Source organism: Acidovorax sp. 106, assembly GCF_003663825.1.
Lineage (GTDB): Bacteria > Pseudomonadota > Gammaproteobacteria > Burkholderiales > Burkholderiaceae_C > Acidovorax.
The window spans coordinates 710,788-733,811 of the sequence record NZ_RCCC01000001.1; the positions used below are offsets into that span (position 1 = coordinate 710,788).

General features: G+C 63.5%; 19 protein-coding genes. 2 read left to right on the forward strand and 17 right to left on the reverse strand.

The genetic code is table 11. From position 1 onward, the window contains the following. Nucleotides 1-90 precede the first annotated feature (90 nt). Together C8C98_RS03130 and C8C98_RS03135 are read right to left on the reverse strand one after the other, a co-directional pair. Nucleotides 91-1,428, reverse strand: coding sequence for a hypothetical protein (locus tag C8C98_RS03130; protein WP_199726539.1), 1,338 nt, complete (start codon nucleotides 1,426-1,428; stop codon nucleotides 91-93). A 392-nt stretch (nucleotides 1,429-1,820) separates the two neighbouring features. Beyond that, on the reverse strand, nucleotides 1,821-2,708 hold the full coding sequence (locus C8C98_RS03135) for an EamA family transporter (protein WP_121453091.1): 888 nt from the start codon (nucleotides 2,706-2,708) through the stop codon (nucleotides 1,821-1,823). A gap of 86 nt (nucleotides 2,709-2,794) precedes the next feature. On the opposite strand from C8C98_RS03135, the gene C8C98_RS03140 reads away from it, so the two are divergent. Next, complete coding sequence (locus tag C8C98_RS03140) at nucleotides 2,795-3,286, forward strand: Lrp/AsnC family transcriptional regulator (protein ID WP_121453092.1); 492 nt, start codon at nucleotides 2,795-2,797, stop codon at nucleotides 3,284-3,286. A 38-nt stretch (nucleotides 3,287-3,324) separates the two neighbouring features. On the opposite strand, the gene C8C98_RS03145 is transcribed toward C8C98_RS03140, so the two are convergent. The 11 genes from C8C98_RS03145 to C8C98_RS03200 all read right to left on the reverse strand — a co-directional run bounded on the left by C8C98_RS03145 (nucleotide 3,325) and on the right by C8C98_RS03200 (nucleotide 15,734). Continuing rightward, nucleotides 3,325-4,317, reverse strand: a complete 993-nt coding sequence (locus C8C98_RS03145; protein WP_121453093.1) for a 2-dehydropantoate 2-reductase — start codon at nucleotides 4,315-4,317, stop codon at nucleotides 3,325-3,327. Between the two features lie 281 nt (nucleotides 4,318-4,598). Continuing rightward, the gene (locus tag C8C98_RS03150; RefSeq protein WP_370450311.1) at nucleotides 4,599-5,924 is read right to left on the reverse strand and encodes an ATP-binding protein; all 1,326 of its coding nucleotides are present in this window, start codon (nucleotides 5,922-5,924) and stop codon (nucleotides 4,599-4,601) included. A 235-nt stretch (nucleotides 5,925-6,159) separates the two neighbouring features. Continuing rightward, nucleotides 6,160-6,819: a response regulator transcription factor gene (locus C8C98_RS03155; protein WP_121455989.1), complete on the reverse strand. Its 660-nt coding sequence runs from the start codon at nucleotides 6,817-6,819 to the stop codon at nucleotides 6,160-6,162. A 313-nt stretch (nucleotides 6,820-7,132) separates the two neighbouring features. Then, on the reverse strand, nucleotides 7,133-8,647 hold the full coding sequence (locus C8C98_RS03165; RefSeq protein ID WP_121453095.1) for a DegQ family serine endoprotease: 1,515 nt from the start codon (nucleotides 8,645-8,647) through the stop codon (nucleotides 7,133-7,135). Nucleotides 8,648-8,870: 223 nt separating this feature from the next. Continuing rightward, a complete protein-coding gene (locus C8C98_RS03170) occupies nucleotides 8,871-9,977 on the reverse strand; it encodes an aldose epimerase family protein (RefSeq protein ID WP_121453096.1) in 1,107 nt (368 codons plus the stop codon). 10 nt (nucleotides 9,978-9,987) lie between these two features. After that, nucleotides 9,988-10,944 (reverse strand): DMT family transporter, encoded by a 957-nt coding sequence (locus C8C98_RS03175; protein WP_121455990.1) that lies wholly within the window; start codon nucleotides 10,942-10,944, stop codon nucleotides 9,988-9,990. Between the two features lie 175 nt (nucleotides 10,945-11,119). Further along, a complete protein-coding gene (locus C8C98_RS03180) occupies nucleotides 11,120-12,409 on the reverse strand; it encodes a TRAP transporter large permease (RefSeq protein ID WP_121453097.1) in 1,290 nt (429 codons plus the stop codon). Nucleotides 12,410-12,445: 36 nt separating this feature from the next. Next, complete coding sequence (locus C8C98_RS03185; protein ID WP_121453098.1) at nucleotides 12,446-12,943, reverse strand: TRAP transporter small permease; 498 nt, start codon at nucleotides 12,941-12,943, stop codon at nucleotides 12,446-12,448. A 66-nt stretch (nucleotides 12,944-13,009) separates the two neighbouring features. Next, entirely contained in the window at nucleotides 13,010-13,987 is a 978-nt protein-coding gene (locus C8C98_RS03190; protein WP_121453099.1) for a TRAP transporter substrate-binding protein, read from the reverse strand. 23 nt (nucleotides 13,988-14,010) lie between these two features. Beyond that, a complete protein-coding gene (locus C8C98_RS03195; protein ID WP_121453100.1) occupies nucleotides 14,011-14,919 on the reverse strand; it encodes an SMP-30/gluconolactonase/LRE family protein in 909 nt (302 codons plus the stop codon). Continuing rightward, a complete protein-coding gene (locus tag C8C98_RS03200) occupies nucleotides 14,916-15,734 on the reverse strand; it encodes an NAD(P)-dependent oxidoreductase (protein WP_121453101.1) in 819 nt (272 codons plus the stop codon). Before C8C98_RS03200 ends, C8C98_RS03195 begins: the two co-directional genes overlap by 4 nt. Nucleotides 15,735-15,856: 122 nt before the next feature. Here C8C98_RS03200 and C8C98_RS03205 point away from each other — a divergent pair, with 122 nt between their 5' ends. After that, entirely contained in the window at nucleotides 15,857-16,591 is a 735-nt protein-coding gene (locus C8C98_RS03205; protein WP_121453102.1) for a FadR/GntR family transcriptional regulator, read from the forward strand. Nucleotides 16,592-17,104: 513 nt separating this feature from the next. On the opposite strand, the gene C8C98_RS03210 is transcribed toward C8C98_RS03205, so the two are convergent. The 4 genes from C8C98_RS03210 to C8C98_RS03225 all read right to left on the reverse strand — a co-directional run bounded on the left by C8C98_RS03210 (nucleotide 17,105) and on the right by C8C98_RS03225 (nucleotide 22,954). Further along, nucleotides 17,105-18,094: a TRAP transporter substrate-binding protein gene (locus C8C98_RS03210; RefSeq protein WP_121453103.1), complete on the reverse strand. Its 990-nt coding sequence runs from the start codon at nucleotides 18,092-18,094 to the stop codon at nucleotides 17,105-17,107. A gap of 420 nt (nucleotides 18,095-18,514) precedes the next feature. Further along, nucleotides 18,515-20,131, reverse strand: coding sequence for a methyl-accepting chemotaxis protein (locus C8C98_RS03215; protein WP_121453104.1), 1,617 nt, complete (start codon nucleotides 20,129-20,131; stop codon nucleotides 18,515-18,517). Between the two features lie 92 nt (nucleotides 20,132-20,223). Then, the gene (locus tag C8C98_RS03220; protein ID WP_199726540.1) at nucleotides 20,224-21,567 is read right to left on the reverse strand and encodes a polysaccharide lyase family 1 protein; all 1,344 of its coding nucleotides are present in this window, start codon (nucleotides 21,565-21,567) and stop codon (nucleotides 20,224-20,226) included. A gap of 205 nt (nucleotides 21,568-21,772) precedes the next feature. Next, nucleotides 21,773-22,954: a pectinesterase family protein gene (locus C8C98_RS03225; RefSeq protein WP_158600130.1), complete on the reverse strand. Its 1,182-nt coding sequence runs from the start codon at nucleotides 22,952-22,954 to the stop codon at nucleotides 21,773-21,775. Nucleotides 22,955-23,024: the final 70 nt, after the last annotated feature.

The following is a 23,024-nucleotide window of genomic DNA, read 5'->3' on the forward strand; positions in this document are numbered from 1 at the left end:
TCAACAAAATAGGCCTCAAGGGATTGATTGGCTTGCGCTAGCAGCTATCGAAAGCAGAGCAATCTTGCGCTGCGCCCGGCATCCAGCGAATCATGGTCGCGCCGCGTGCGCAGCGCCTACAAGCGCTCTCGTCTCCGGGTCCGCGTCGAACGCAGCCTCAGCCCGCACCCATGCCGGGGCGGAGTTCGTTTTTACCAACGCCTTCACAGCCCGATTGCGACAAGTCGAGCATGGAGAGAATTCATACACGTAGAGAAGGCAGTCGAGCGCATCCAAACCCGGATGCGCCTCGCACAGGTCCAGCAGTTCCCCCACCAAGTGATGGACATCGTCCGCGCCATCGATCCGTTGGAGATGCTTGGCGCACAGAGCGAAGTCACCCGCTTCAAAGTTGTTCACCAGCAGCGCGATACCGGTCGCCATATCACCGTTGGCGATCTGGTGCACCGCGACGCGCCGCAACTCCTCGTGCTTGACCGAGGCCAGGGCTCGCACGGCCGCCCACTGAACCTGGTCATCCGCATCTGGAATCCATTGGAGCAGTCGGCGGTCGAAACGTGGGACGCCGGTCTTCGCAAAGCATCTGCACAGGCGCTTGACATGCTGGGGATCGTCCGACGCCACCAGCGCCGCAAAGACCGTCTCGCGCTGGTCGCTGGAGGCCTGTGCCCCCCACCTTCTGAACCAATGACATGGGTCCTTCGGAGAATTGCGAACGTGCGCGACGATCTCAGAGCCGGAGTAGGCTGTCGCGTCGAAGCGATTTGGCGCGGCGTTTCTGCTCTCGCGCGTATTTCGCATGCCTGCAAGGTAGCGTGCGATATCAGGGTCGGCCTCGGCCTCGCCTTCCAACATCGCCAATCCGCCCTCGATCCCTGCCAACTCGTCGAACTGATCCGCACCCCAGTCATCGACCCAGAAATCGAGGTCCGCTTGCAACCAACGTCCAAGTTGGCGGGCCACATGTTTCAGGCCCTCCATGCCATCGAGTGCCACGATGTGTTCAGCCCCGATCACATCCGATGTGTTGGACGAGCGCGCAAAGGACGAATACAGCAAGCGCCTTGCCTCTTTCGAACCGGCGCAAGCAAGCGCACGGAGGATCCCGCTGCGCTGCGCCATGTCCCGATGGTTCTCCGAAGACAGCGCCTGCGCCGAGGCATCGATGGCCCTCAACACCTCGGTATGGAGGTTCGCGCGCTGGACGATAGAGGCCAGCCATGGTGCCCGCTCTGCCTCGCACTGCGGGTCATAGGAGAGGCATGAAACGCAGGCACTTACAACGTCACCCTCTAATCCCATCAACCCGTAGCCCTCAACCTGCTGAATGGTGCGACCGTGACCGGTTCGCAGGGCAGCAGCGAAGGCATGGCTGGACAAAGGAAATGTCGGCTGTTCAATCCGCATCGGGTGGGGTGCTTTCAGCATCTTGGGCTCACGACGGTGAGCCTCGAACCGATTATCGGTTTCTGCCCCGCACCTCTGCGCCCGTGCGCTCAGCGAGCTTTGCCATCATGCGCCAATCCACTTCGCAGGCACCGGCCCTCCTGGCGTCAGACCTCTGTGCCAGGGCGTCAGGACATCACGCTAGGCTTGGAGGTCCACGCAGCACTTCAAGCTCTGCATCTGGGTGCGCCCCATCATCAGCGTGATTTCCAGGGCCTTTACCTCGCCTGCGCATGCCGAAGAGTTCACCGAGCCCCCCACGAAGAACTTCGGCCCGAAAAATTCAACAAATAGGCCTCCATGGCTTTATCAGCGTGCGCAAACAGCTATCAAAAGCAGAGTAAATCTGCGCTGCGCCCGGCGCCCGGCGCCCGTCACGCGGCCTGTGGCTGAACGGGCGTCGCCTTGGATCGCCCCGCCGTCGCGGCGCTGCCCATCGACGCCGCCACGATGCACCCAATGGCCAGCCACTGCACCGCGCTCAACTGCTCCCCCAGCAGCGGCAGCGCCAGCAACGCGGCCACGGCAGGCTCCATGCTGATCATGATGCCGAAGGCCTCTTTGGGCAGGCGCTTGAGGGCCATCATTTCCAGCGAGATGGGAATGGCACTGGAAATGGCCGCCACGCACAAGCCCACCAGCAGCACAGAGGGGGACAGCAGCGCAGCGCCTGCATGCGCCACGCCCACGGGCACCACCACCAGCGCAGCCACCAGCAGGCCCAGCGATACCGATTGCCCCGCGTGCAGGTGCCCGGCCCGCTTGCCATAGATGATGTACAGCGCCCAGAACACGGCGGCGCCCACCGAGTACATCACCCCCACGGGGTCCAGCGTGCTGCCGCTCAGCCCCAGGGGCAGGAGCAAGCCTAGGCCCACCATGGCCAGCGCCACCCACACAAAGTCCATGGCGCGGCGCGACGACCAGATGGCCACGGCCAGCGGCCCGGCAAACTCGATGGCCACGGCCAGGCCAAATGGCAGGGTCTGGATGGACATGTAGAACATGAGGTTCATGGCGCCCAGCGCGGCGCCGTACAGGGCTACGGCCTTGGCGTCGGTGCGCGACAGGCGCCAGCGCCAGGGGCGCCACAGCAGCAGCATCAGCACTGCCGACAGGCCCACGCGCACGGCGGTGGTGCCCTGCGCGCCCACGGCCGGGAACAACACCTGCTTGGCCCACGAAGTGCCAAGCCCCAAGGCCGTGACGGAGCCCAGCACCGCGAGGAAGGGAAAGAAACGTTGAAGGCGGGATGCAGTCATGCGCAAAAATGTAGTGCGTCTGGCGCGTGCTTTTGGCTCTGTTTTAGGGCCTTTGACGCAACTTTCGCTCACCCCTGGGGCCCTGCATGACCACCACCGCTGCACTCGACCGCTTTGACCTTGCCATCCTCAACATCTTGCAGGCCGACAACACCACGCCCCAGCGCGTGATTGCACAGGCCGTGAACCTGTCGGCCCCCGCTGTGCAGCGGCGCATCCAGCGGCTGAAAGACAGCGGCGTGATCCGCGCCAACGTGGCGGTGCTGGACCCGGTGAAAGTGGGCAAGCCACTGACCATCATGCTGGAGGTGCACCTGGAAAACGAGCGCCCCGACCGCACCGCCCCACTGCGCGAGCGCATTGCCGCCGAAGAGGCTGTGCAGCAGTGCTACAGCGTGACCGGCGAGGCGGACTACCTGCTGGTGGTGAACGTGGCCTCGATGGCAGACTACGAGGCGCTGACGCAGAGGCTGTTTGAGGGTGACGACAACGTACGGCGGTTTCGGACCTCGGTGGCACTGGGGTGCCTGAAAGCGGGGCTGCATGTGGCGCTGGAGTCGACGCCCGTACGCCAGTAGGTCGGGTTAGCGCAGCGTAACCCGACAACGCACCGCAACTACACCCCCAACATCTGCCGCATTTCCGCACCAGACAGCCTCAACCTCGGCCCATCCAGCAGCTCGCACATCCGTGCATTGAGGGGCGCTGCCATGCCATGCTGCACGGCCAGCCGCACCACGGCGCCGCACAGGGCGTCAATTTCCGTGACCCGCCCGGCCTCCAGGTCATCCCACATCGATGAGCGGGCCGTGGCGTCGATTTGCAGCATGCGCCGGGCCACCCGGGTGAACAGCCAGTTGGGCAGGCGCAGCACATGCGGCAATAGAGTGGGCGAGACGGCGGTGAGCTGGGCGGGTGTGATGCCAGCGTAGGCCATTGCGCGCAGGGCCTCGGTTTGCAGGGCGGCCAAGACACGGCGGCAGTGGCGGTCGAGCAATTCCTCGCGCAGGGGCAGGTTGGACAGCGCATTGACCGGGTTGTTCAGATTGAGCAGCAGCTTGCCCCACTGCACGGCGCGGATGTCTGGCGGCAGCACGGTGGCCAGGCCTGCGGCATTGAAGACTGGGACGATGCGCTCGGTGATGGCGTCGCGCTGCCACTGCATGGGGCCTGCGGTGGCGCGGTGCACATGGGCTCCGCGCAACACTACGTTGTAGGGCACCATGCCTGCCAGCACCTTGAGGCGTGGCGCCACCTCAGCAATGCACGCCACGTTGTCTACGCCGTTTTGCAGCGAAATCACCGGGGTGCCCGGCGCGCAAGCCGCCGCCAGTTCGCGCGCGGCAGATGCCGTGGCGCCGCTTTTGACGCACAGCAGGATGATGCTGTCTGGGCCAGGCACGGCCTGCGCCAGCGTGGCCGCCTGGGGCAAGGCAGCGGCAGGCACGGTGTGGTCGAAGCCGTCCAGGTCGCTCACCCTCAGGCCCTGCTGGGCGATGGGCGCAAGTGCATGCGTGCGCCCCACCAGGCAGACGGATTGGCCATGGGCCGCCAGGCGCCCGCCCACATAGCAACCAATGGCGCCTGCGCCAAGAACGATGAAGTGCATGGTGAGAGAACCTGAAATAGCGCGGGGCCTGCGTGCCGTGCAGGGCCCTGGTCAGCGCGGTGCGAGCATTGTGCGGGCCCAGCCGAGCGCCGTCTGGCACCCAGGCGACGCTCGGCCATACCAGCATTCAAGTTTCAGAACCTGTCGAAGGTCTGTTTGCCCAAAGTGCCCTGGCTTCGACAGGCTCAGCCCGAACGGTTGGGTGGATGGGCAGGCTGAGACGGGTAGTCAATCAAGAATTATTGGCCTCCAGCGCTTATCCAGCAAGCGCTAGCAGCTATCTATTTAATAGCAAATTGCACAGACACCCTCAACCCGCCCAAGCGTTCAGACGCGCCCAGTGCCACCGTGGCCCCGTGCCTTTGGGCGATGGCTTGCACGATGGCAAGGCCCAGGCCGCTGCCGGGGGCGCTGTCCGAGGTGCTGTCGGCCATCACGCGCACAAAGCGCTGCATGGCGCGCTCGCGGTGCTCGGGCGCAATGCCGGGGCCACTGTCTTCCACCGTCAGCACGGCATGGCTACCCTGCGCACTCACCTGCACATCCACCTGGCCGCCCGGTGGCGTGTACTTGATGGCGTTATCGAGCAGGTTGCGCGCCAGCATGCGCAGCGCCTCGGCGTTGCCGGGCAGCGTGGCGGCGTCAGACTCAAGCAGGCCCACATCCATGCCCCGCGCCTGCGCAGCGGGGGCCACGTCGGCCAGCGCCAGTTGCGCCACCGCACGCAGGTCCACGGGCTCTGCGGGGGCAGTGCCAGATTCCTGGCGGGCCAGGGTCAGCAGTTGCTCCACCAGCCGGGTGGCCCGGTCAATGCCTGCGGACAGGCGCTCGGCGGCAGCGGCGCGGGCAGCGTCGTCACCCGCGCGCTGCAGGCCTTGCAGTTGCAGGCGCAGCGCGGCCAGAGGCGAGCGCAGCTCGTGCGCAGCATCGGCCACAAAGTGCTGCTGGGCATCGAACGCGCGCTGTACGCGCTCGAACAGCAGGTTCAGCTCGCCCACCAACGGCTGCACTTCGTCGGGCAGGGCCGCGTCGTTCACGGGCGAGAGATCGTCCGCCTGGCGCCGGGCCAGCTGGCGGCGCACACGCTCCACCGGGGCGAGGGATCGGCTCACGCCCCACCACACCGCCAGCACCAAGAGCGGTGCCATGATGGCCAGCGGTGCCAGTGTGCGCAGCGCAAGGCTGCGGGCCATGCCGCGCCGCGCCGCCATGTTCTGCGCCACCTGGATGACCTGCGAGCGCGTCTGCATCGAAAACACGCGGTAGGTGCCGCCCCGCGCCTTCACATCGGTAAAGCCCAGCACCGCGATTTGCGGCAGCGCCGCGCCCACAGCCGATTCAAAAATGCGCAGGCCTTCGTTGGTCCACACCTGAACGATGAATTCGTGGTTTTCATCCTCCGGGTCCAGCCCCGGCCCCAGGCCTTGCGCATCCACCGGCAGGCCCGAGCGCAACGCCAGCGCGGTTTGCTGCATGTGGTAGTCGAACAGCGCATCGGCCTCGGCCAGCGCCGCCCGATAAGCCAGCGCCCCCTGCACCGCCCCTGCCAGCATGATGGCCGCGAGCAGGAACACCAAGAGCTGCATGCGCAGGGAGCGGGGGAGCATGGACTGCAGCGCGCTGCGCCAAGCGGTGAAGTTCGATCTCATAGCTATGCTCGCCCGAGGTACTTCGCTTTGATCTTGGCGGAAGCAACTGGCGCAGCTTGGGCCAGTGCCCCCGCGCAAGGGCCGCCAAGCCGCAACAGCGGCGCGTTGCTTGCGTGCGCTGGGGGCGTCCCCCTCCCGCTTTGCGCAGCAATGCGAGAGAGGGGGAAGGCGCGAAGCGACTCAGGGGGAGTCATCATTTTTTCGGCACCAGATAGCCGACACCGCGCACGTTCAGCACCAGCTCCGCCCCCAGCTTTTTGCGCAGGCCGTGGATGTAGACCTCCACCGCGTTGCTGCTCACCTCATCGCCCCAGCCGTAGAGCTTGTCTTCGAGCTGCTGGCGCGACAGCACCATGCCGGGGCGGGCGATGAGCGGCTCCAGCACCGCCCATTCGCGGCCCGACAAAACTACAGGGGTGCCGCGCACCGTCACCTCGCGCGTGGCGGGGTGGATGCACACGCCCTGGTGCTCGTACACCGGCTCGGCACGGCCCGCAGCGCGGCGCAGCAGGGCGCGGATGCGGGCCAACAGCTCGTCCAGGTCGTAGGGCTTGAGCACGTAGTCGTCGGCCCCGGCGTCCAGCCCCTCGATGCGCTGGGCCACAGCGTCGCGGGCCGTGGCCACCAGCACGGGGGTGCGGATTTTCCGCGCGCGCAGGTCGCGCAGCACCGCCAGGCCATCGCGCTTGGGCAGGCCCAGGTCCAGCATGACCAAGTCATAGGCCTGGGTGCGCAGGGCGGTGTCGGCGGCGTCGCCATCACGCGCCCAGTCCACCGCATACTGCTCGGCACGCAGCAGGTCTTGCACGGCTTCGCCGATCATGGGGTCGTCTTCAACGAGTAGCAATCGCATGGTGGGCAAGCATAGCCAATGGCGAAGGGGATGGGCGGTCGAAAGGGGGGCAAAGAGGGGGCAGGCCAGCGCGCGGCAAGCACTGGCCCCTGCTCAGGGTCGCATCAACCCAGCCGCACCGGCACAAAGACCGCGTACTGCTCGGCGCGCAGCAGGTCTTGCACGGCTTCGCCAATCATGGGGTCATCTTCAACGAGTAGCAATCGCATGGGGGGCAAGCATAGCCAATGGCGAAGGGGATGGGCGGTCGAAAGGGGGGCAAAGAGGGGGCAGGCCAGCGCGCGGCAAGCACTGGCCCCTGCTCAGGGTCGCATCAACCCAGCCGCACCGGCACAAAGATCTTGTTGCCGTCGCGCTCGATGAGCAGCGCCACCGATTTGCCCGCCTTGGCCATGGCCGCGCGCACCTGGGCCACGTCCTTGGTGGGGGCACCGTTGATGGCCAGCAGCACATCGCCCGGCTGCACACCGGCGGCAGCGGCGGGGCCGCGTGCTTGCTCAATCACCAGGCCTTCGGCACCGCCGATTTCACGGCGCTCTTGGGGATCGAGGGGGCGCAGCGCCAGGCCCAACTGCCCCTTGCCCACGGCGTCTTCGGCGTTGGCCTGCTTTTTGGTCTTGTCGCTGGCATCGCCCAGGGTGGCGGTCAGCTCCAGCGGCTTGCCTTTGCGCCACACCGACAGGCGGGCCTGCTGGCCGGGCTGGGCCTGGCCCACCCAGGCGGGCAGGTCGCCCGAGGCGACGATGGGGTGCCCATCCACCTGGCGGATCACGTCGCCCGGCTCCAGCCCCGCCTTGTCGGCCGCGCTGCCTTTGCTGACGCTGGCCACCAGCGCGCCCTCAGGCTTGTCGAGCGCGAACGATTCGGCAAACGCCTGGTTCACCTCTTGCACGGCCACGCCCAGCTGTGCGTGGCGCACCTTGCCGGTGGCGACGATCTGGTCCTTGATCTTGGCCGCCAGCTCGATGGGGATGGAGAACGACACGCCCTGGTAACCGCCCGAGCGGCTGTAGATTTGCGAGTTGATGCCTACCACTTCGCCGCTCGCGTTGAACAGCGGTCCGCCCGAGTTGCCGGGGTTCACTGCCACATCGGTCTGGATGAAAGGCACCAGGCTGTCGTCGGGCAGCGAGCGACCCTTGGCGCTGACCACGCCCGCGGTCACGCTGTTTTCAAAGCCGAAGGGCGAGCCAATGGCCAGCACCCATTCGCCCACTTGCAGGTCACGCGTGCTGCCCAGGCGCACGGTGGGCAGGTCCTTGGCATCGATCTTGAGCACGGCCACGTCGGTCTTGGGGTCCGAGCCCAACACCTTGGCGCGGAACTCGCGCCGATCGGTGAGCTTGACGATGACTTCGCTGGCGCCCTTGACCACATGGGCGTTGGTCAGAACCAGTCCGTCGGCGCTGACGATGAAGCCCGAGCCCTGGCCGTGCGTGGGCACATTGCGCTGGCCCTGCGCACCTGCGCCCGGAATGCCAAACTGGCGGAAGAATTCATAGAACGGGTCGTTCGGGTCGAGCTGCGGGCCCCGGCGCGATGCGGGTTGGCCGTCGTCGTCATCGCCGTCTTCCGCCATCGCGGTTTTGCTGGAGCCCGTCACGCTGATGTTGACCACGGCGGGCCCGTTCTGCGCCGTGATTTGCGCAAAGCTGGGCAATGCAACGCCGCTGGCCGGTGCGGCTTGCAGGGCGGCGGGGGCCGAGATGGCAGGCGTGCTGGCCTGCGCGCGGTACCCCATGAGGAGCCCCGCGCCCGTGCCGCCCAGAGCCCCTGCGGCCACCAGGGCCAGGATGAGTCGGCGGGGTGTGCTTGCGATGGAGTTCATGGTCTGCCTTTCCTATCAGGGTTGCGATGGAAGGCAGTGTGGGCAAGAACACTTAGACGAAACTTAGGCGGCGAGGCAGACGCCGAACAAGGGCCAAGGGCCAATGACTCTCTGCACGAACCGCCGCCAATCACTCCTATTTTTATAGCTGCCAGCGCTTATAAATTAGGCGCTGGAGGCCAAAAACACGACAACCGACTTCACAAGCCTGCGAGGCAGGCCCTTACCCCGTGAACCGGTACACGATGGCGCCCCGCACCACATCGCCGGGCAGCCACCATTGCGCGGGGAAGGCCGGGTGGTTGGGCGCGTCGGGGTACTCCATGGGCTCCAGGCAGATACCGTCGCCGGGCTTCCACAGCCAGGTGCCCTGCCCGGCCCCACGCCCCAGGTCGCGGGCCGGGTCGGCCTTGAGTCCGTGGCCTGCATACACCTGCACGCCGGGGGCGGTGCTCCAGACCTGCATGGCACGACCCGACGCTGGCTCGGACAACTGTGCGGCCCAACGCAACCCAGGTGTGGCAGCAGGGGCTGCGGCGGCAGTGGATGCGACAGCATCGTCCAGCACCAGGTAATGGTCCAGCCCACCGGCGCGTGCCAGTTGCTCATGGGCCATGGCTGTGGCATCGGCCACGCTGCGCGGTTGGCGAAAATCGAACGGCGCACCCTGCACCGATGCGAGCGCGCCGGTGGGGCACACGTCGGGCGCCAACGGCACGTACCGGCTGGCAGGCAGCTGCAGCGTGTGGCCCAGGGTGCTGCCTGCGCCCGCCAGGTTGAAGAAGGCGTGGCCCGTGGGGTTGAACACCGTGGCGGCATCGGCCACCTCGGCCATCCAGTCCATGTGCAACGCGTTGTCGGGCGTGACCTGCAGGTACAGCGTCAGGCGCACGGTGCCTGGCACGGCGTCGTCTTCGGTGCGGAAGGTGTGGGTGAGCACCATAGCATCGGCCTGCACTTCGGTCACACCAAACACCTGAAAGCGGCTGCCCAGCGGCCCACCGTGTTGGTGGTGCTGGCCGCCGTTGACCGGCAACTGCAGGATGCAGCCACCCGGCGCATGCAACTGGCCAGCGCGCAGGCGCCCGGCCCAGCGGCCAATGAAGGCCCCCATGGAGAGCTGCCCGTCAAGGTAGCCCTGCAGGCTGTCATAGCCCAGGGCCACATCCACCAGGCCGCCCTGCCCGTCTGGCATGGCCACCTGCACCAGGCGGGCGCCGTAGTTGCTCACCGCCACCTGCAAGCCTCCGGCGCCGCGCAGGGTGAACAGATCGGTGCGCTGGCCGTGCAGCTCTTGTTGAAACGCTTCGCGTGAAAGTAGGTAAGCCATGTGCCCGAGTTTATTTTGCTGGAGTGACAGAGGTGGCGGGAGCCTTGGGGGCCGGTGCATCGCGCGTCACCAGCCAGATGCCCGCGCACACCAGCACCAGGGCGAGCAGGTTCTTCCACTCCAGCAGTGCCTCGCCCAAGAAGATGGCCGACAACACCGCCCCAAACACCGGCACCGAAAAGTTGAACACCGTGACCTGGCTGACCCGGTTGTGCTTGAGCAGCAGGCTCCACAGCGAAAACGCGGCCGACGACAGCAGCGCCAGGTACACCAGCAGCAAGGTGGACTGCCAGGTAAAGCCGGTGAGCGAGCCCCCAAAACCCCAGCCAATGGCGAGCAGCGCCACACCGCCCAGGGCCAGTTGCCAACCGGTCATGACCATCGAATCCATGCGTTGCGACACCTGCTTGCCGTAAATGCTGGCGGCGGCCAGCACGAAGGCGGCAATCACCACAAAGCCCTCGCCCAGCAGCGTGAAGTCCAGGTCCAGCGTGCCGCGTCCCAGGTTGACCACCATCACCCCCGCAAAGCCCACCACGCAGCCCCAAAGTTTGGCGTGGCTGAGCCGGTCGTTGTGGTAAATCCAGTGCGCCAGCAGCACGCTAAAAAACGTGCCCGTGGCATTCATGATGGAGCCCTTGACCCCGGTGGTGTAGGCCAGCCCCACGTAGAAGAAGACGTACTGCAGCGTGGTCTGAGCCAAGCCCAGCACCACGAGCTGGCGCGCAGCGCCCGCGCCCAGCCCCCACACCTGGCGGCGCGTGACCAGCGCCAGGGCCAGCAGGGCCAGGCCCGCCCACACAAAGCGCCAGCCGGCAAACACCAGCTTGGTCGGCACGTCGTGGGCGGCAATGCCAAACCATTCGTAGCCCGTCTTGATAGCCGGATAGGAGCTGCCCCACAGCAGGCAGCACAGCAGCGCGAGCGCCACAACGGTTTTGCGATCGGAAAAGCGGTGAGAACCCATGCAACGGTCTTTCAGCAAGGTGCGCTGCCCCAGACGGGGTCAGCAAAGAAAACAATGACGACGGCAACCCAGCCAGGTGGCAAAAGGGGCAAGGAAAAAACGGGCGGGCACCCAAGGCACCCGCCCGTCAGGCCAGCAGGCAAGGCCCCGCTGGCATTCCTCCCTCAGCAAACCTTTAACCGGTCTTCAGGATCAGGTTGGGCAGCCACATCGAGAACAAGGGCACATAAGTGACCAGCCCCAACGCCACGATCAGCGCGCCATAGAAAGGCCAGATGGTCTTCATCACCGCGCCCACCGAAATGCCGCCAATGGTGCAACCGATGAACTGCGTGGTGCCCACCGGGGGCGTGTTCAAGCCCAGCGCGCAGTTGATCAAGATGACGATGCCGAACTGCTCGGTGGTCATGCCGAACTGCTGGCAGATGGGCAGGAAGATGGGCGTGCAAATCAAAATGGTGGCCGCCATGTCCAGGAAGGTGCCCAGGATGAAAAGGATCACGTTCACGGACAGGAAAATCACCCAGGGCGTGGTGCTGAAAGAGCGCAAGGCCTCGGCCGTCAACTCGGCCACGCCGTACAGGCCGATCAGGTAACCAAACATGGACGAGATGCCGATCAGCAACAACACGGTGCCGGTGGTCTTGACGGCCTTGGCAGCAGCTTTCAAGAACTGCTCACGCGTCAGGCGGCGGTACACCACGGCCGACAGGAACAGGGCCCACACCACGGCCACCGAGGCCGACTCCGTGGCCGTGAAGGCCCCCGACAAAATGCCCGCAATGATGATGACCACCACGGCCAGGCCAGGCACGGAGGCTTTGAAAGAGATCCAGACGATTTCCCAGCCAGGGAAAGTGCCAGCGGGATAGCCGCGCTTGACGGCCACCAGATAGGCCGCCAGCAGGTTGCACACCGTGAGCAGCACGGCCGGCACGATGCCCGCCAGGATCAGCGCAGCAATGCTCACCTTGCCCCCTGCGGCCAACGCAAAGATGATGAGGTTGTGCGAGGTGGGCATGAGCGCGCCCACCAGCGAGGCGTGCGTGGTCACGTTCACCGCGTAGTCAGCGTGGTAGCCCTCTTTCTTCATCTGCGGAATGAGCACGGCGCCCATGGCCGACACGTCTGCCACAGGCGAGCCCGAGACGCCACCAAACAGCGTGCAGGCCAGCACATTGCTCATGCCCAGGCCGCCGCGCACATGGCCGGCCAGGCTCTTGGCAAACGTGACGATGCGGTCGGCAATGCCGCCATACATCATGATTTCGCCTGCAAAGATGAAGAATGGAATGGCCAGGAACGAAAACGGGTTCATGCCCGAAATCATTTGCTGAAAGCCCACGGCCAGGGGCAAGCCCTCGTACAAGATGGTGGCCAGTGAGGACAGGCCAATCGAAAACGCCACGGGCACGCCCAGCAGCAATAGCAGCGTGAAGCTCACGCACAGAATGGTCAACGCCATGATGAATGTCTCGGTGGGTGTCTGAGGAAAAAGGGATCAATGCCAGGCAGGCTCGACCTCGGTGCCACGCACCAGGGCGATGATGTGCTCCAGCGAAAACAACGCCACCAGCAGGCCCGCAAAGGCAGGCGGTACGTACTTGAATGCCTCAGAGATGCCCAAGGTAGGGATCTTGTAGCCCATGACGGATTCGGCCAGCACGCCGCAGTTCCAGGCCATCACCACACCAAAAAGAAGCACTAGCACATGGATCAGGATTTCCAGCTTCAGGCGCAGCCATTCGGGCGCCAGCACCAAAAATGACTCCAGGCCAATGTGGCCCGCATCGCGCACCCCCACGGCCATGCCCAGCATGGTGACGTACAGCACCAGCAGCACCGCACCGCTTTCTGCCCAGGTGGGGGTGTCATTGAAGATGTAGCGGCCAATGACCTGGTAGAGCACGGCAAACACCAGCAGCACCATGCCAGCAACACCGACCTTCAAGCAGGCGCGGGCGACAAGGGTACACAGTCGCGTGTAGAGATTGAACATACGGATGATTTCGAAAAATGGCTGCGGAGACACCCCCGCAGCCAGCTTGCAGACCCTTGCGGGCGTTTACTTCACTGCCTCAATGCGCTTGACCATGTCCTGCAGCTTGGGGTCCTTCAGGAACTTGTCGTACACAGGCTTCATGGCTACCTTGAAGGGGGCCTTGTCCACTTCGATGATTTCAGCGCCACCGGCCTTGACGATGGCCAGCGACTTTTCTTCGCGCTCGTCCCACAGCTTGCGCATGTAGGTCACGGATTCCTTGGCGGCGGCGCGGATGGCCTTTTGCTCTTCGGCGCTGAGCTTGTCCCACACGCGCTTGGAGAACAGCAGGATTTCGGGCGCCATCGAGTGCTCGGTCTTGTTGAAGTACTTGGCCACTTCAAAGTGGCGTGAGCTTTCGTAGCTGGGGTAGTTGTTTTCTGCAGCGTCCACCAGGCCGGTCTTGAGCGCGGTGTACACCTCGCCAAACGGCATGGGGGTGGCGTTGGCGCCCATGGCTTCGAGCAGCGAGACCCACAGGTCGCTTTGCTGCACGCGCACCTTCATGCCCTTGACGTCGGCCAGCGTCTTCACAGGCTTCTTGGCGGTGTAGATGGAGCGTGCGCCGCTGTCGTAGAACGCCAGGCCCACAAAGCCTTGGGATTCGCAGTCTTTCAAGATCTCGTCGCCAATAGCGCCATCCAGCACCTTGCGCATGTGTTCCTTGTCGCGGAACAGGAAGGGCATGGTGGGCACCATGGTGGCGGGGCAGATGTTGTTCATCGGCGCCACGTTCACCCGCGTCATGGCAATGGCACCCAGCTTGGTCTGCTCGATGGTGTCTTTCTCGATGCCCAGGGCGCCCTTGGAGAACACCTTGATGGAGTGCTTGCCACCCGTGGCCTTGGACAGGACCTCGCCCATGTGGCGCACGGCCAGCACGGTGGGGTAGTCATCGGGGTGGATGTCGGAGGAACGGAACTCGGTCGCTTGAGCGGCCAGGCTGCCCAGTGCGATGCCGATGGCAACTGTGACGCGGCCCAACAGGTGTGGAAATTTCATGCTTGTCTCCTTGGGTGATGGGGTCATTGCCCCGATGTGGTCGATGAAAAAGGGGTTTCAGGCAATCCACAGACGCCAGGGCGGGTGACGAACACCGCCCCGCCATGGGCCACATCGTCGCCCACAGGCTGGCCAGGGCGAATCGAGGTGATGAAGAGCAGGTCCAGATTCGGCCCGCCAAAGCTGCACATGGCGGGCTTGCTGGCAGGCACCTGGATGGAACGGTCCAGGCGGCCATCGGGCGTGAAGCGGTGCACCAAGCCTGCATCGTTGCCGCAGATCCAGTAGCAGCCCTCTGCGTCCACGGCGGCGCCATCGGGGCGGCCAGGCAGGTCTTTCATGTCCACAAACAGGCGGCGCTCGCCCACCGATCCGTCGTCGTGCAACGGCAGCGTCCAAATTTTTTGCACCGTGGGGTGGCTGTCGCTGAGGTACATGGTGCGGCCATCCGGGCTGAAGCCCAGACCGTTTTGCGTGGCCAGCCCCTGCACCAACGGTGCAGACAGCCCGTCGGCATCCAAACGATACAGGCTGCCAGCAGGCCGTGCCAAAGACATGTTGCGCACCATGGTGCCCGCCCAAAAGCGGCCCTGGCGGTCGCAGCGTCCATCGTTAAAGCGCATGCCGGCCTCGGGGTGCTGCATCAAAGCCAGCAGCGAGCAATCGAGCAGGCCTGCGGCGCCGGGACGCACGCGGAACACACCGGTTTCCATGCCGGCAATCAGACCACCGGAGGCATGCAAAGCGATACAGGCAATGCGTTCGGGGGCAGCCCAGCTGGTCAGCGTCCCATCGGCCATGGACCAGCGGCGCAGGGCTGGGGCTTCAATGTCCACCCAGTAGAGGGCCTGCTCAGCGGCGCTCCACAGGGGGCTTTCGCCCACGGCATCCAGGTGCCCAGGCAACAGGATATCGACGGTTGGCTGTGTCATTCGAAAGGCCCCGTGCGCACGAAGGGGCCGCCCTGGAAGATGACGGCCGGATCGCTCATGTCTGGCGTAGGGTCGGCCGCTTCGATCTTGGCGCGGAAGGGCTCGGTGCTGTCTTGTGGACGGTAGCCGATGTGGCGCGCCAGGGTGTTGTCCCACCAGGTGGTGGTGTTGTCGCCCATGCCGTAGATGATGCTGTGGCCCACCACGGGAGCTGTGAGGCTGGCCACCACCAGGCGCTCGAGGTCGTCGTAGCTCATCCAGGTGGCCAGCATGCGGCGGTTGCGCGGCTCAGGGAAGGACGAGCCAATGCGCAGGCACACGGTCTCGATGCCATAGCGGTCAAAGTAAAAGCGCGACAGGTCTTCGCCAAAGGCCTTGGACAGGCCGTAGAGGCCGTCAGGCCGGGCGGGGTCCTTCAAGCCCACCACTTCGTCCTGGCGATAGAAGCCAGTGACATGGTTGGAACTCGCAAACACGATGCGCTTGACGCCCTGTTTGCGGGCCGCCTCGTACAAGTTGTAGGCCCCGATGATGTTGGCCTGCAGGATGGGCTCCCAGGGCTGCTCGGTGGAAACGCCCCCCAAGTGCACCACGGTGTCCACGCCTTGCAGCAGCGCGTGCACTGCTGCGGCGTCTTCCAGCCTGGCGGGGTGCAATTCTTCGCCGGGCAGCGCCTCACCCAAGTCGGTGATATCGGACAGGCGCACCGTCGTGCAGTAGGCCTTCAGACGGGTGCGCAACTCGCGCCCCAGGCCCCCAGCAGCGCCAGTGAGCAAAATACGGTTGAATCGGATCGATGTCGGGTGACTAGGCATGGCTATTCGGCAGGTTCTTGGTACAGTGGCACTCACTGGGAGTTGAATGTTGTCAGTTGTCGTACAACATATTAAAATGTACAACGCCCCCCCACGAATCGTTATAGGGATAACACTGAGACATGAGCACCGATACCACTCTCCGCCGCAAACCACGCACGTTGGCCCTGGAGCTTGTGGATTCCCTGAGCGACCGCATCCGTGAAGGCCGTCTGGCAGTAGGCGACAAGCTGCCCACAGAAGCCGCCATCATGGCCGAGTTCGATGTCAGCCGCACCGTGGTGCGCGAGGCCATCTCCAAGCTGCAAGCGTCGGGTTTAGTGGAGACGCGCCATGGCATTGGCACGTTTGTGTTGGGCATGGGCCAGACACCTGGTTTCAAGATCACCCCCGATCAGTTCAGCACCTTGCGCGATGTCATTGCCGTGCTGGAGCTGCGCATTGGGGTGGAAACCGAGGCCGCCGCTTTGGCAGCGCTGCGCCGCACTGACGCCAATGTGGCCACCATGCGCCAGGCACTCAATGCAGTGGCGCAAGCCGTGGACGAGGGGCGCGATGCGGTGTCTGCCGACTTTCAGTTTCACCTGGAGATTGCGCGTGCCACGCAGAACAGCCACTTCATCGAGCTGATCAGCACCCTGGGCAGCATGATCATCCCTCGCGCGCGGCTGGAAGGGCCTGACGCCCAAAGCGACGAGCGCCGCCAGTACCTTCGCAGGGTCAATGGCGAACACGAAAACGTTTTTGATGCCATCGTGGGACAGGACCCCGAGGCCGCCCGCGCCGCCATGCGCACCCACCTGGCCAACAGCCGCGAGCGCCGCCGCCGCGCCCAGGCAGAGGCCGGTTCACAGTAAAGCGTTTCAGGCGTGGCTGGCCTGGCACCACGCATCCTCAGCACACACCAAGCGGTAGATGGGCGCTGCGGATAGGTAGGGGCTGCCAGGCGCACAACGCAGCCATCGCTATTGCTATTGCGACGATTGGCTTGCAAAGCAGACCGCCCGAAACCGCAGGTGCACACGGCGCGGTGATTCGTGCAAAGGGCCCCTAGTGCCCCGAGCTGGAGATTCGTTTCATCTAGACGCCGAGCATCGCCGCCATGCTGCGCGTTGCAAATCCTCGCGATGGCTTCGGCTATCGCTGCGGTTTGCGCCTTGCCTGACGACGATTTCAACCTCTTTATTTCAGCAAAGAACTTCCAACCCGGGACACTGGAGCCTGCCCGCGGGCTTGAACCTGGGTCGCAAGCATCGGCCTGCACAGTTTTGGCCATTTTGGCCAAAAGCCATTGCGCCACAAGCGCAGCAAGCTATTTATTTGATAGCAAAATAGCGCAACCACCGTGAGCGCATGGCGCCCAAGGCCCTTCACTTGTTGGAAATGATGGTGAGCAATTCCTCACGGGTTGCCGGATCTTTCATGTATTTGGCGTACAGCGGCGACATGCGCCGCACGAATGCGGAGGCATCTTTCACCCGGATGAACTGCGCGCCGTGTTTGGCCGTGACTTCCTGGGCTTGTGCCACCCGCTGGTTCCACAGATCACGCATCAACAGCGCGGAACGCCTTCCTGCGTCTTGGAATGCGGCACGGTCTGGTTCAGACAATTTGCTCCACAGGGCCGTGGACACCAGCAGCACCTCGGGCGAGATCACATGGTTGGTGACATAGACATGCTTGGCCACTTTGTAGTGGCCTGTGGACTCGTAGGACGGGATGTTGTTCTCGGCGCAATCAATGGAGCCTTTCTCAAAAGCCTCCAGCACATCCTTGAATGCCAGCGGAACAGGCTTGGCGTCTAACAACTGCACCATCTCTGTGAAGATTTCGGAGCGCACGCGGATGTTGGCTCCGGCCAGTTCACGCAAACTGGTGGGCTTGCGCGTGGCGCAGTAAAAGGACCGTGCGCCACCGTCATACCAGCCCAACACCACAAAGCCCGCAGCCTTCAAACTGGCGGCGTAGCGCTCACCCAGTGCACCATCGAGATAGCGAAACATGTGCGCTGAATCGTGAAACAGGAAAGGCAAGCTGAGCACCCGCACACCCGGTACCGCATCGGCCAACGGACCGACGCTGAATTCGGCAATGTCCAGCTCGCCACTTTTGATCATCTGAACCGCCTTGGGTTGATCGCCCAGGCTGGCGTTCGAGAACACCTCAATCTGGTAGCGCCCCTGGGTTCCCCTCTTCACATCCTCTGCAAAGCTCTTCATGGCTTGGGTGACTGGGTAGCCCTCAGGGTGCACATTCCAGGCTCTCAAGCGGGTTTGCGCCCACGCAGGGGCAGCGCACAATGCCGCCGCCAGTGCCCACAGGGCGCAGCGACGATTCCAAAATGTCAACAATGGGTTCATGGAAGTTCTTCCTTTGGTCAGCGGCGAATCTCACCCACAGTCAGCGCCCCAATGCGAGACACCAACTAGTACGACGTCATACAAGAAATCTCTGTCTAGAGGCCTGAGGCTTGCGCGGGGGACGCGTTCAAGCGCGCCCCGAAAATGCGGCATCGAATGGGCATCGGTATAGATGCCAACAGGGGCCTGTGCGGCACCGGGCGACATGGCATTTGGATGTGCAGCGCGTCCCAGGGGTATGCCCAGGCCGCCAAGGGTGTGCAGCCCCCTGGCCTGGGCCGCACATGCCAAGCGCTGTGTGAACAGCCCCTCCTTAGGGCCTGTTCACAGCATTCGAGGCGGGCAACTCTCAGGCAAAAAATAGAGCGGCACCCCACGCGCACAGAGGGCTATGCACCGGGCAATGGGGTCAGCAATGCATCACACACGGGTCAGGCGCAGCGCGGGGGAGCGGATGCGTGACGCGGGTGACGGCACGGCGCTTGCGCCTGCGTCAAACTGGCCGATGGCTTGCAGCATGGACGCGGCCTGGGCTTTCAAACTGTCGGCAGCGGCAGAAGACTCTTCCACCAAAGCCGCATTCTGCTGAGTCATGTGCTCCAGCTCATGGATAGATTGGTGGATGAGGGAGACTTCCTGCCGCTGGTTCTGCGAGGAATCGGCGATTTGCGCAATCATGCCGCTGACGCTAGACACTGACTTCACCAGGTCCTGGATCGTGGCCCCGGCAGTGGCCACCATTTCAGAGCCCGTTTCGATGTTGCTGACCGATGCATTGATCAATTGCTTGATCTCTTTGGCGGCTTCTGCAGAGCGTTGCGCCAGACTGCGCACTTCACTGGCAACGACTGCAAATCCTCGGCCCTGCTCGCCTGCACGCGCAGCTTCCACCGCCGCATTGAGTGCCAGGATATTGGTCTGGAACGCGATCCCATCGATCACTCCGATGATGTCACTGATCTTGCGTGAGCTGTCTGTGATGGTCTGCATGTTCTGAACCACATTGGTCACGACGTACCCGCCACGGGCTGCAATCTCTGAGGCGGTACCGGCCAGTTCATTGGCTTGGCGTGCAGATTCGGAGGATTGCGCAATGGTTTGTTGCAGATGCTGGATGGCGGCATTGGTACGCTGCAAACTGTTGGCGCTCTCCTCGGTGCGGCTGGACAGGTCTTGGTTTCCAGCCGCAATCTCGCCACTCACGTCGCTCACGCTGCGGGCGCTCTCCTGAACTTGCCCAATCAATTGGCGCAATGATGTGGTCATGGCGGCCAGGCTGGTCTGCAGCGTACCGATTTCATCGTGCCGGTCGCGCGTGACCGAAATGGTCAGGTCGCCATGGCCGACTTTTTCCATGGCATCTCCGACCGACTGCAGTGGGCGTGTGATGCTGCGCGTGATGGTGATCGCCAAGATCACGACCAGCAGGGCTCCCAGTGCAATCAGACCTGCGCTGAGCCGTATCGCTGCGCTGTAGCGCTCTGCCGCTTCTTCTTCGGCCGCCAAAGCGCCTTCTTGGTTGTATTTGATGAGAGCAGTCAACGACTTCTCTGCGTCACCCATGACGACCGCCAATTTCTCGTTCAGAGCGTACAGCTGGGCCTCATCCCGCACCTCGCTGGCTTTCATGAACACCAGCAGATTGGCGGACCCCGTGGCCACGTTGTCGATGCGTTGCCTGAGCTCATCAAAGAGCTGCTTTTCTTGCGCAGGCATCTGTCGCCCGGCATACGCATTGAGCACCTTCTCAATGTTGCCTGCATGCCTTTTGATGTCGGTTTCACGCACCGTCACTTCGCTGACTTTGCTGGTGGGCAAAAGCCGCAACTGAGAGCGCCTGGTGCTGTGCACGTAGTGACGAATCTCGTTGGTTTCCTTGAGCCCACTCAACCAGCGCTGGGTGATCACCTGGGTGCCACCATAGACCGTCTTCAGCTGGTAAAGGCTGAACAGGGATGTGCTGACAGAAATCAGCAAGATGGCCAAAAAGGCAATGGCCAGCTTGGTGCCAATGGACGACGTTTTTTTGGGCTGCATAGGGCCCCCTTCTGTGGACAATCGGGTTGAGGGTAAGGCGCGGCACGGGCTGGCGGCTTGCCATCCCAGCCGGCCATTGCATTGGGGAAGGCCTACAGGCGGCCAGCCCCTGCTTTGGCACGCACACTGCGACTGACTTCGCTGGCCTGCTCGATAGCACCATGCAAGACAGGTTGCCAGCCCACATCGGCACTCAAGGCCGCGCCTGGGTTGGCGGAGCGCAAGCCCGACAACAGGTCCACGGCACGGCCGTTGTGCAGATTGCCTTGGCCAAACAATGTGCTCCCCTTCCACAACTTGGTCAGTTGCGTATCCAACACGCCCCCTTTGGACTCCCAGACATTGTTTTGCGCATAGATACGGGAATTCAACCCCACCCCGATGGAATAGCCATGGGCATACTCCGCCGCCTTGTCTGCCAGATACAGGTTGTTGTACAGGTGCACTTGTCCGTAGCGCACACGGGGCGAGCGCTCTTTGGTGTTCTCCCAAAGGTTGTGGTGAAAACTGACCTTCAGCTTGCCCTCGTCGAGCTTCTGGCTGTCACTGGACCCCACGAGGTTCGTCTTGTCATGGTTCTTGAAGTGGTTGTAAGACACCGTCACGAAGTTGGACTGCAGGGTGATGTCCAACAGCCCGTCGTGGTGCTGAATCGGGCGTCCCAGGGCCACTCGGGCCGTATGGTCTGGGCGATCTCCGTCACTGAAAGTGCAGTGATCGATCCAGACATGGGTCGCTCCGCGCAAAGCAACGGTGTCGTATTCAGAGTTCCACTCTCCATGGGCGTTGTCCTTGGGGTCCCATTCCGGAAAATAGTCAAAAGCGTCCGCAAAGTGGATGTTGCGCACGATGACGTTGTCCACCTTGTCAAGAAACAGCATGCCGTGCAGGATCTGCGCATCACCCCCTACGCCGATCAAACTGGTATTGGACGGAACACGCACCACCACCCGTTTGGCCTGGTTCGCAGAGGAGCGCTTGCGCGCATCTTCCAAAGGACCGGTGGGTGGATTTTTGCCCCAGGTGGCGGGATCGTAAGCCTTCACGTAGGCCGCGAAATCAAAGACTGGATCACGGTATTCGGCCTCTCCCATAGGCCGCAGAGCGTCATCCACACTCAAGTCGATGGTGCCGTGAATGCGCACGATCTTGGGCTGACTGCCGGCACGCTCCAACGCGGCCACCAGCTCACTGCGATTGCGCACATCAAAGACATGCTCGGGGGTGGCATCCGCACCACCCCGCGTGCCCCCTTCGGCCGCTCCCCAGCCGTCATTGGCCGCAAGCACTTGGCGCATGACATCCACAGAGGCCGATGTCTTCTCGGACAGGGGGGGCACAAACGAAGGGGCGACACAACCCGCCGCAAGTGCCATACAGGCCAATGCGGTCAGGAGTCTCCAACGGGTTGCGCTGCGATGGGAAGGTTGGCTCATACAGGTCTCCAAAGTCATTGTTGTTAAATCGCCCCAAGGGCACTGCCAGCGCGGACACACGCCCCACCATTGCGCCGCACCACGCGCTGCTTTCGTGCAGAGGCGGGAGGCTCACCCATAGCGCCATCACCTGCTTCATGGGCAGCTCGGCTCAAGGGATCGCCACCCCTCGCGCTGGGGCAAACTGCACCGGCGCAGAGGCGCCTCATGGATCGGTAGAGGCAAAAAGGTGCATGGGCGTGTTGTTGAACTCGGCAAACCGATTGCCTGCGCTACTGAACGGGCGCGCAGACGTGGATGCGCCCCATGGGGCCGGCTGATGCACATGGGCACCCAAGTGGCTATCACGCACCACCAGTTGGCCATTGATAGCGCTTTGCGAGGTGTATGCCCCTGAAGGTATGCCCTCATCCCACGCGCGCCCCAAATGCACCGAACTCTGCGGAGTCTGCGCATCCGCAGTGAACCGGGAAGCGTGAATCAAGATGCCATAGGGACTGTGCGTCGCCGTGCTCGGCGCCAACATGCTGGGGGCGCTCCCTATGGGCAGCCTGGCACTGGTGAAATGCAGCGTGCAGCGGTCCAACACAAGCAACCCACGCCCGAACACAAAATCCACATCCCCCTGAATGTGAGAATCCCGAAAATACGCACGGGCCACCGTGCCAAGGGTCGCCGTCTTCACATACAGACTGTCTTGGTGCCCTATCACCCGGACGTTCTCAAAGACCAGCTGATCACCCTGGGTCATCAACGCAACGGCCTGGGCCCCAGATGCCCCGCTGGCACCTGGCGGGTAACCCATGCCATGCACAACGCCCTGCATGGCATCGTTGACGAAACTCACATTTTTGGCATGAAAGGCATCGCTGTACACCGCAAAGGTGGCACTGCCACTGGTGCCGTACGTTGCCCCCGCCAGATGGGGGTGGCAGGCATTGGCAATCACTGCATGCGGGGTTTTGGCCTTGCCGTTGTAGTTGCTGCCCACAATGGCCACAGCATGGGCGTCGGGCGATGCGCCATACAGTGTGACGGGGGCTTTGCCCAACACACACACCGTTTCACGGTACGTGCCTGGCCGCACTTCGATGTAGTAACGCCGATCGGTGGCGCTGCGCGCAGGAACCGCATCAACGGCAGCCTGAACGGTCCTGTGGCTACCACTGCCATCTGCAGCCACCACAAAGTGCGACTCAAAGGCACTGGCGTCGCCCAATGCGGCAGGAGCCCAACCGTCCGCCACCAAACCTTGCCCTTGGGGGCCCGTCAGTTGACCCGCTTGGGCAAGGTAGTTGGTCACGGTGTATTGAAGGGCCTGGGTTTCGGTGAGCTGCGGTCGCGCAGCCCCCAGGGGCATGCGCCCCGCAGCTGCAACTTGGGCCACAGGCGGTTTGTGCGAACACGCCCACAATGCGAGCACACCCATGCAGCCTACGATGCCACGCAGGAAGCCC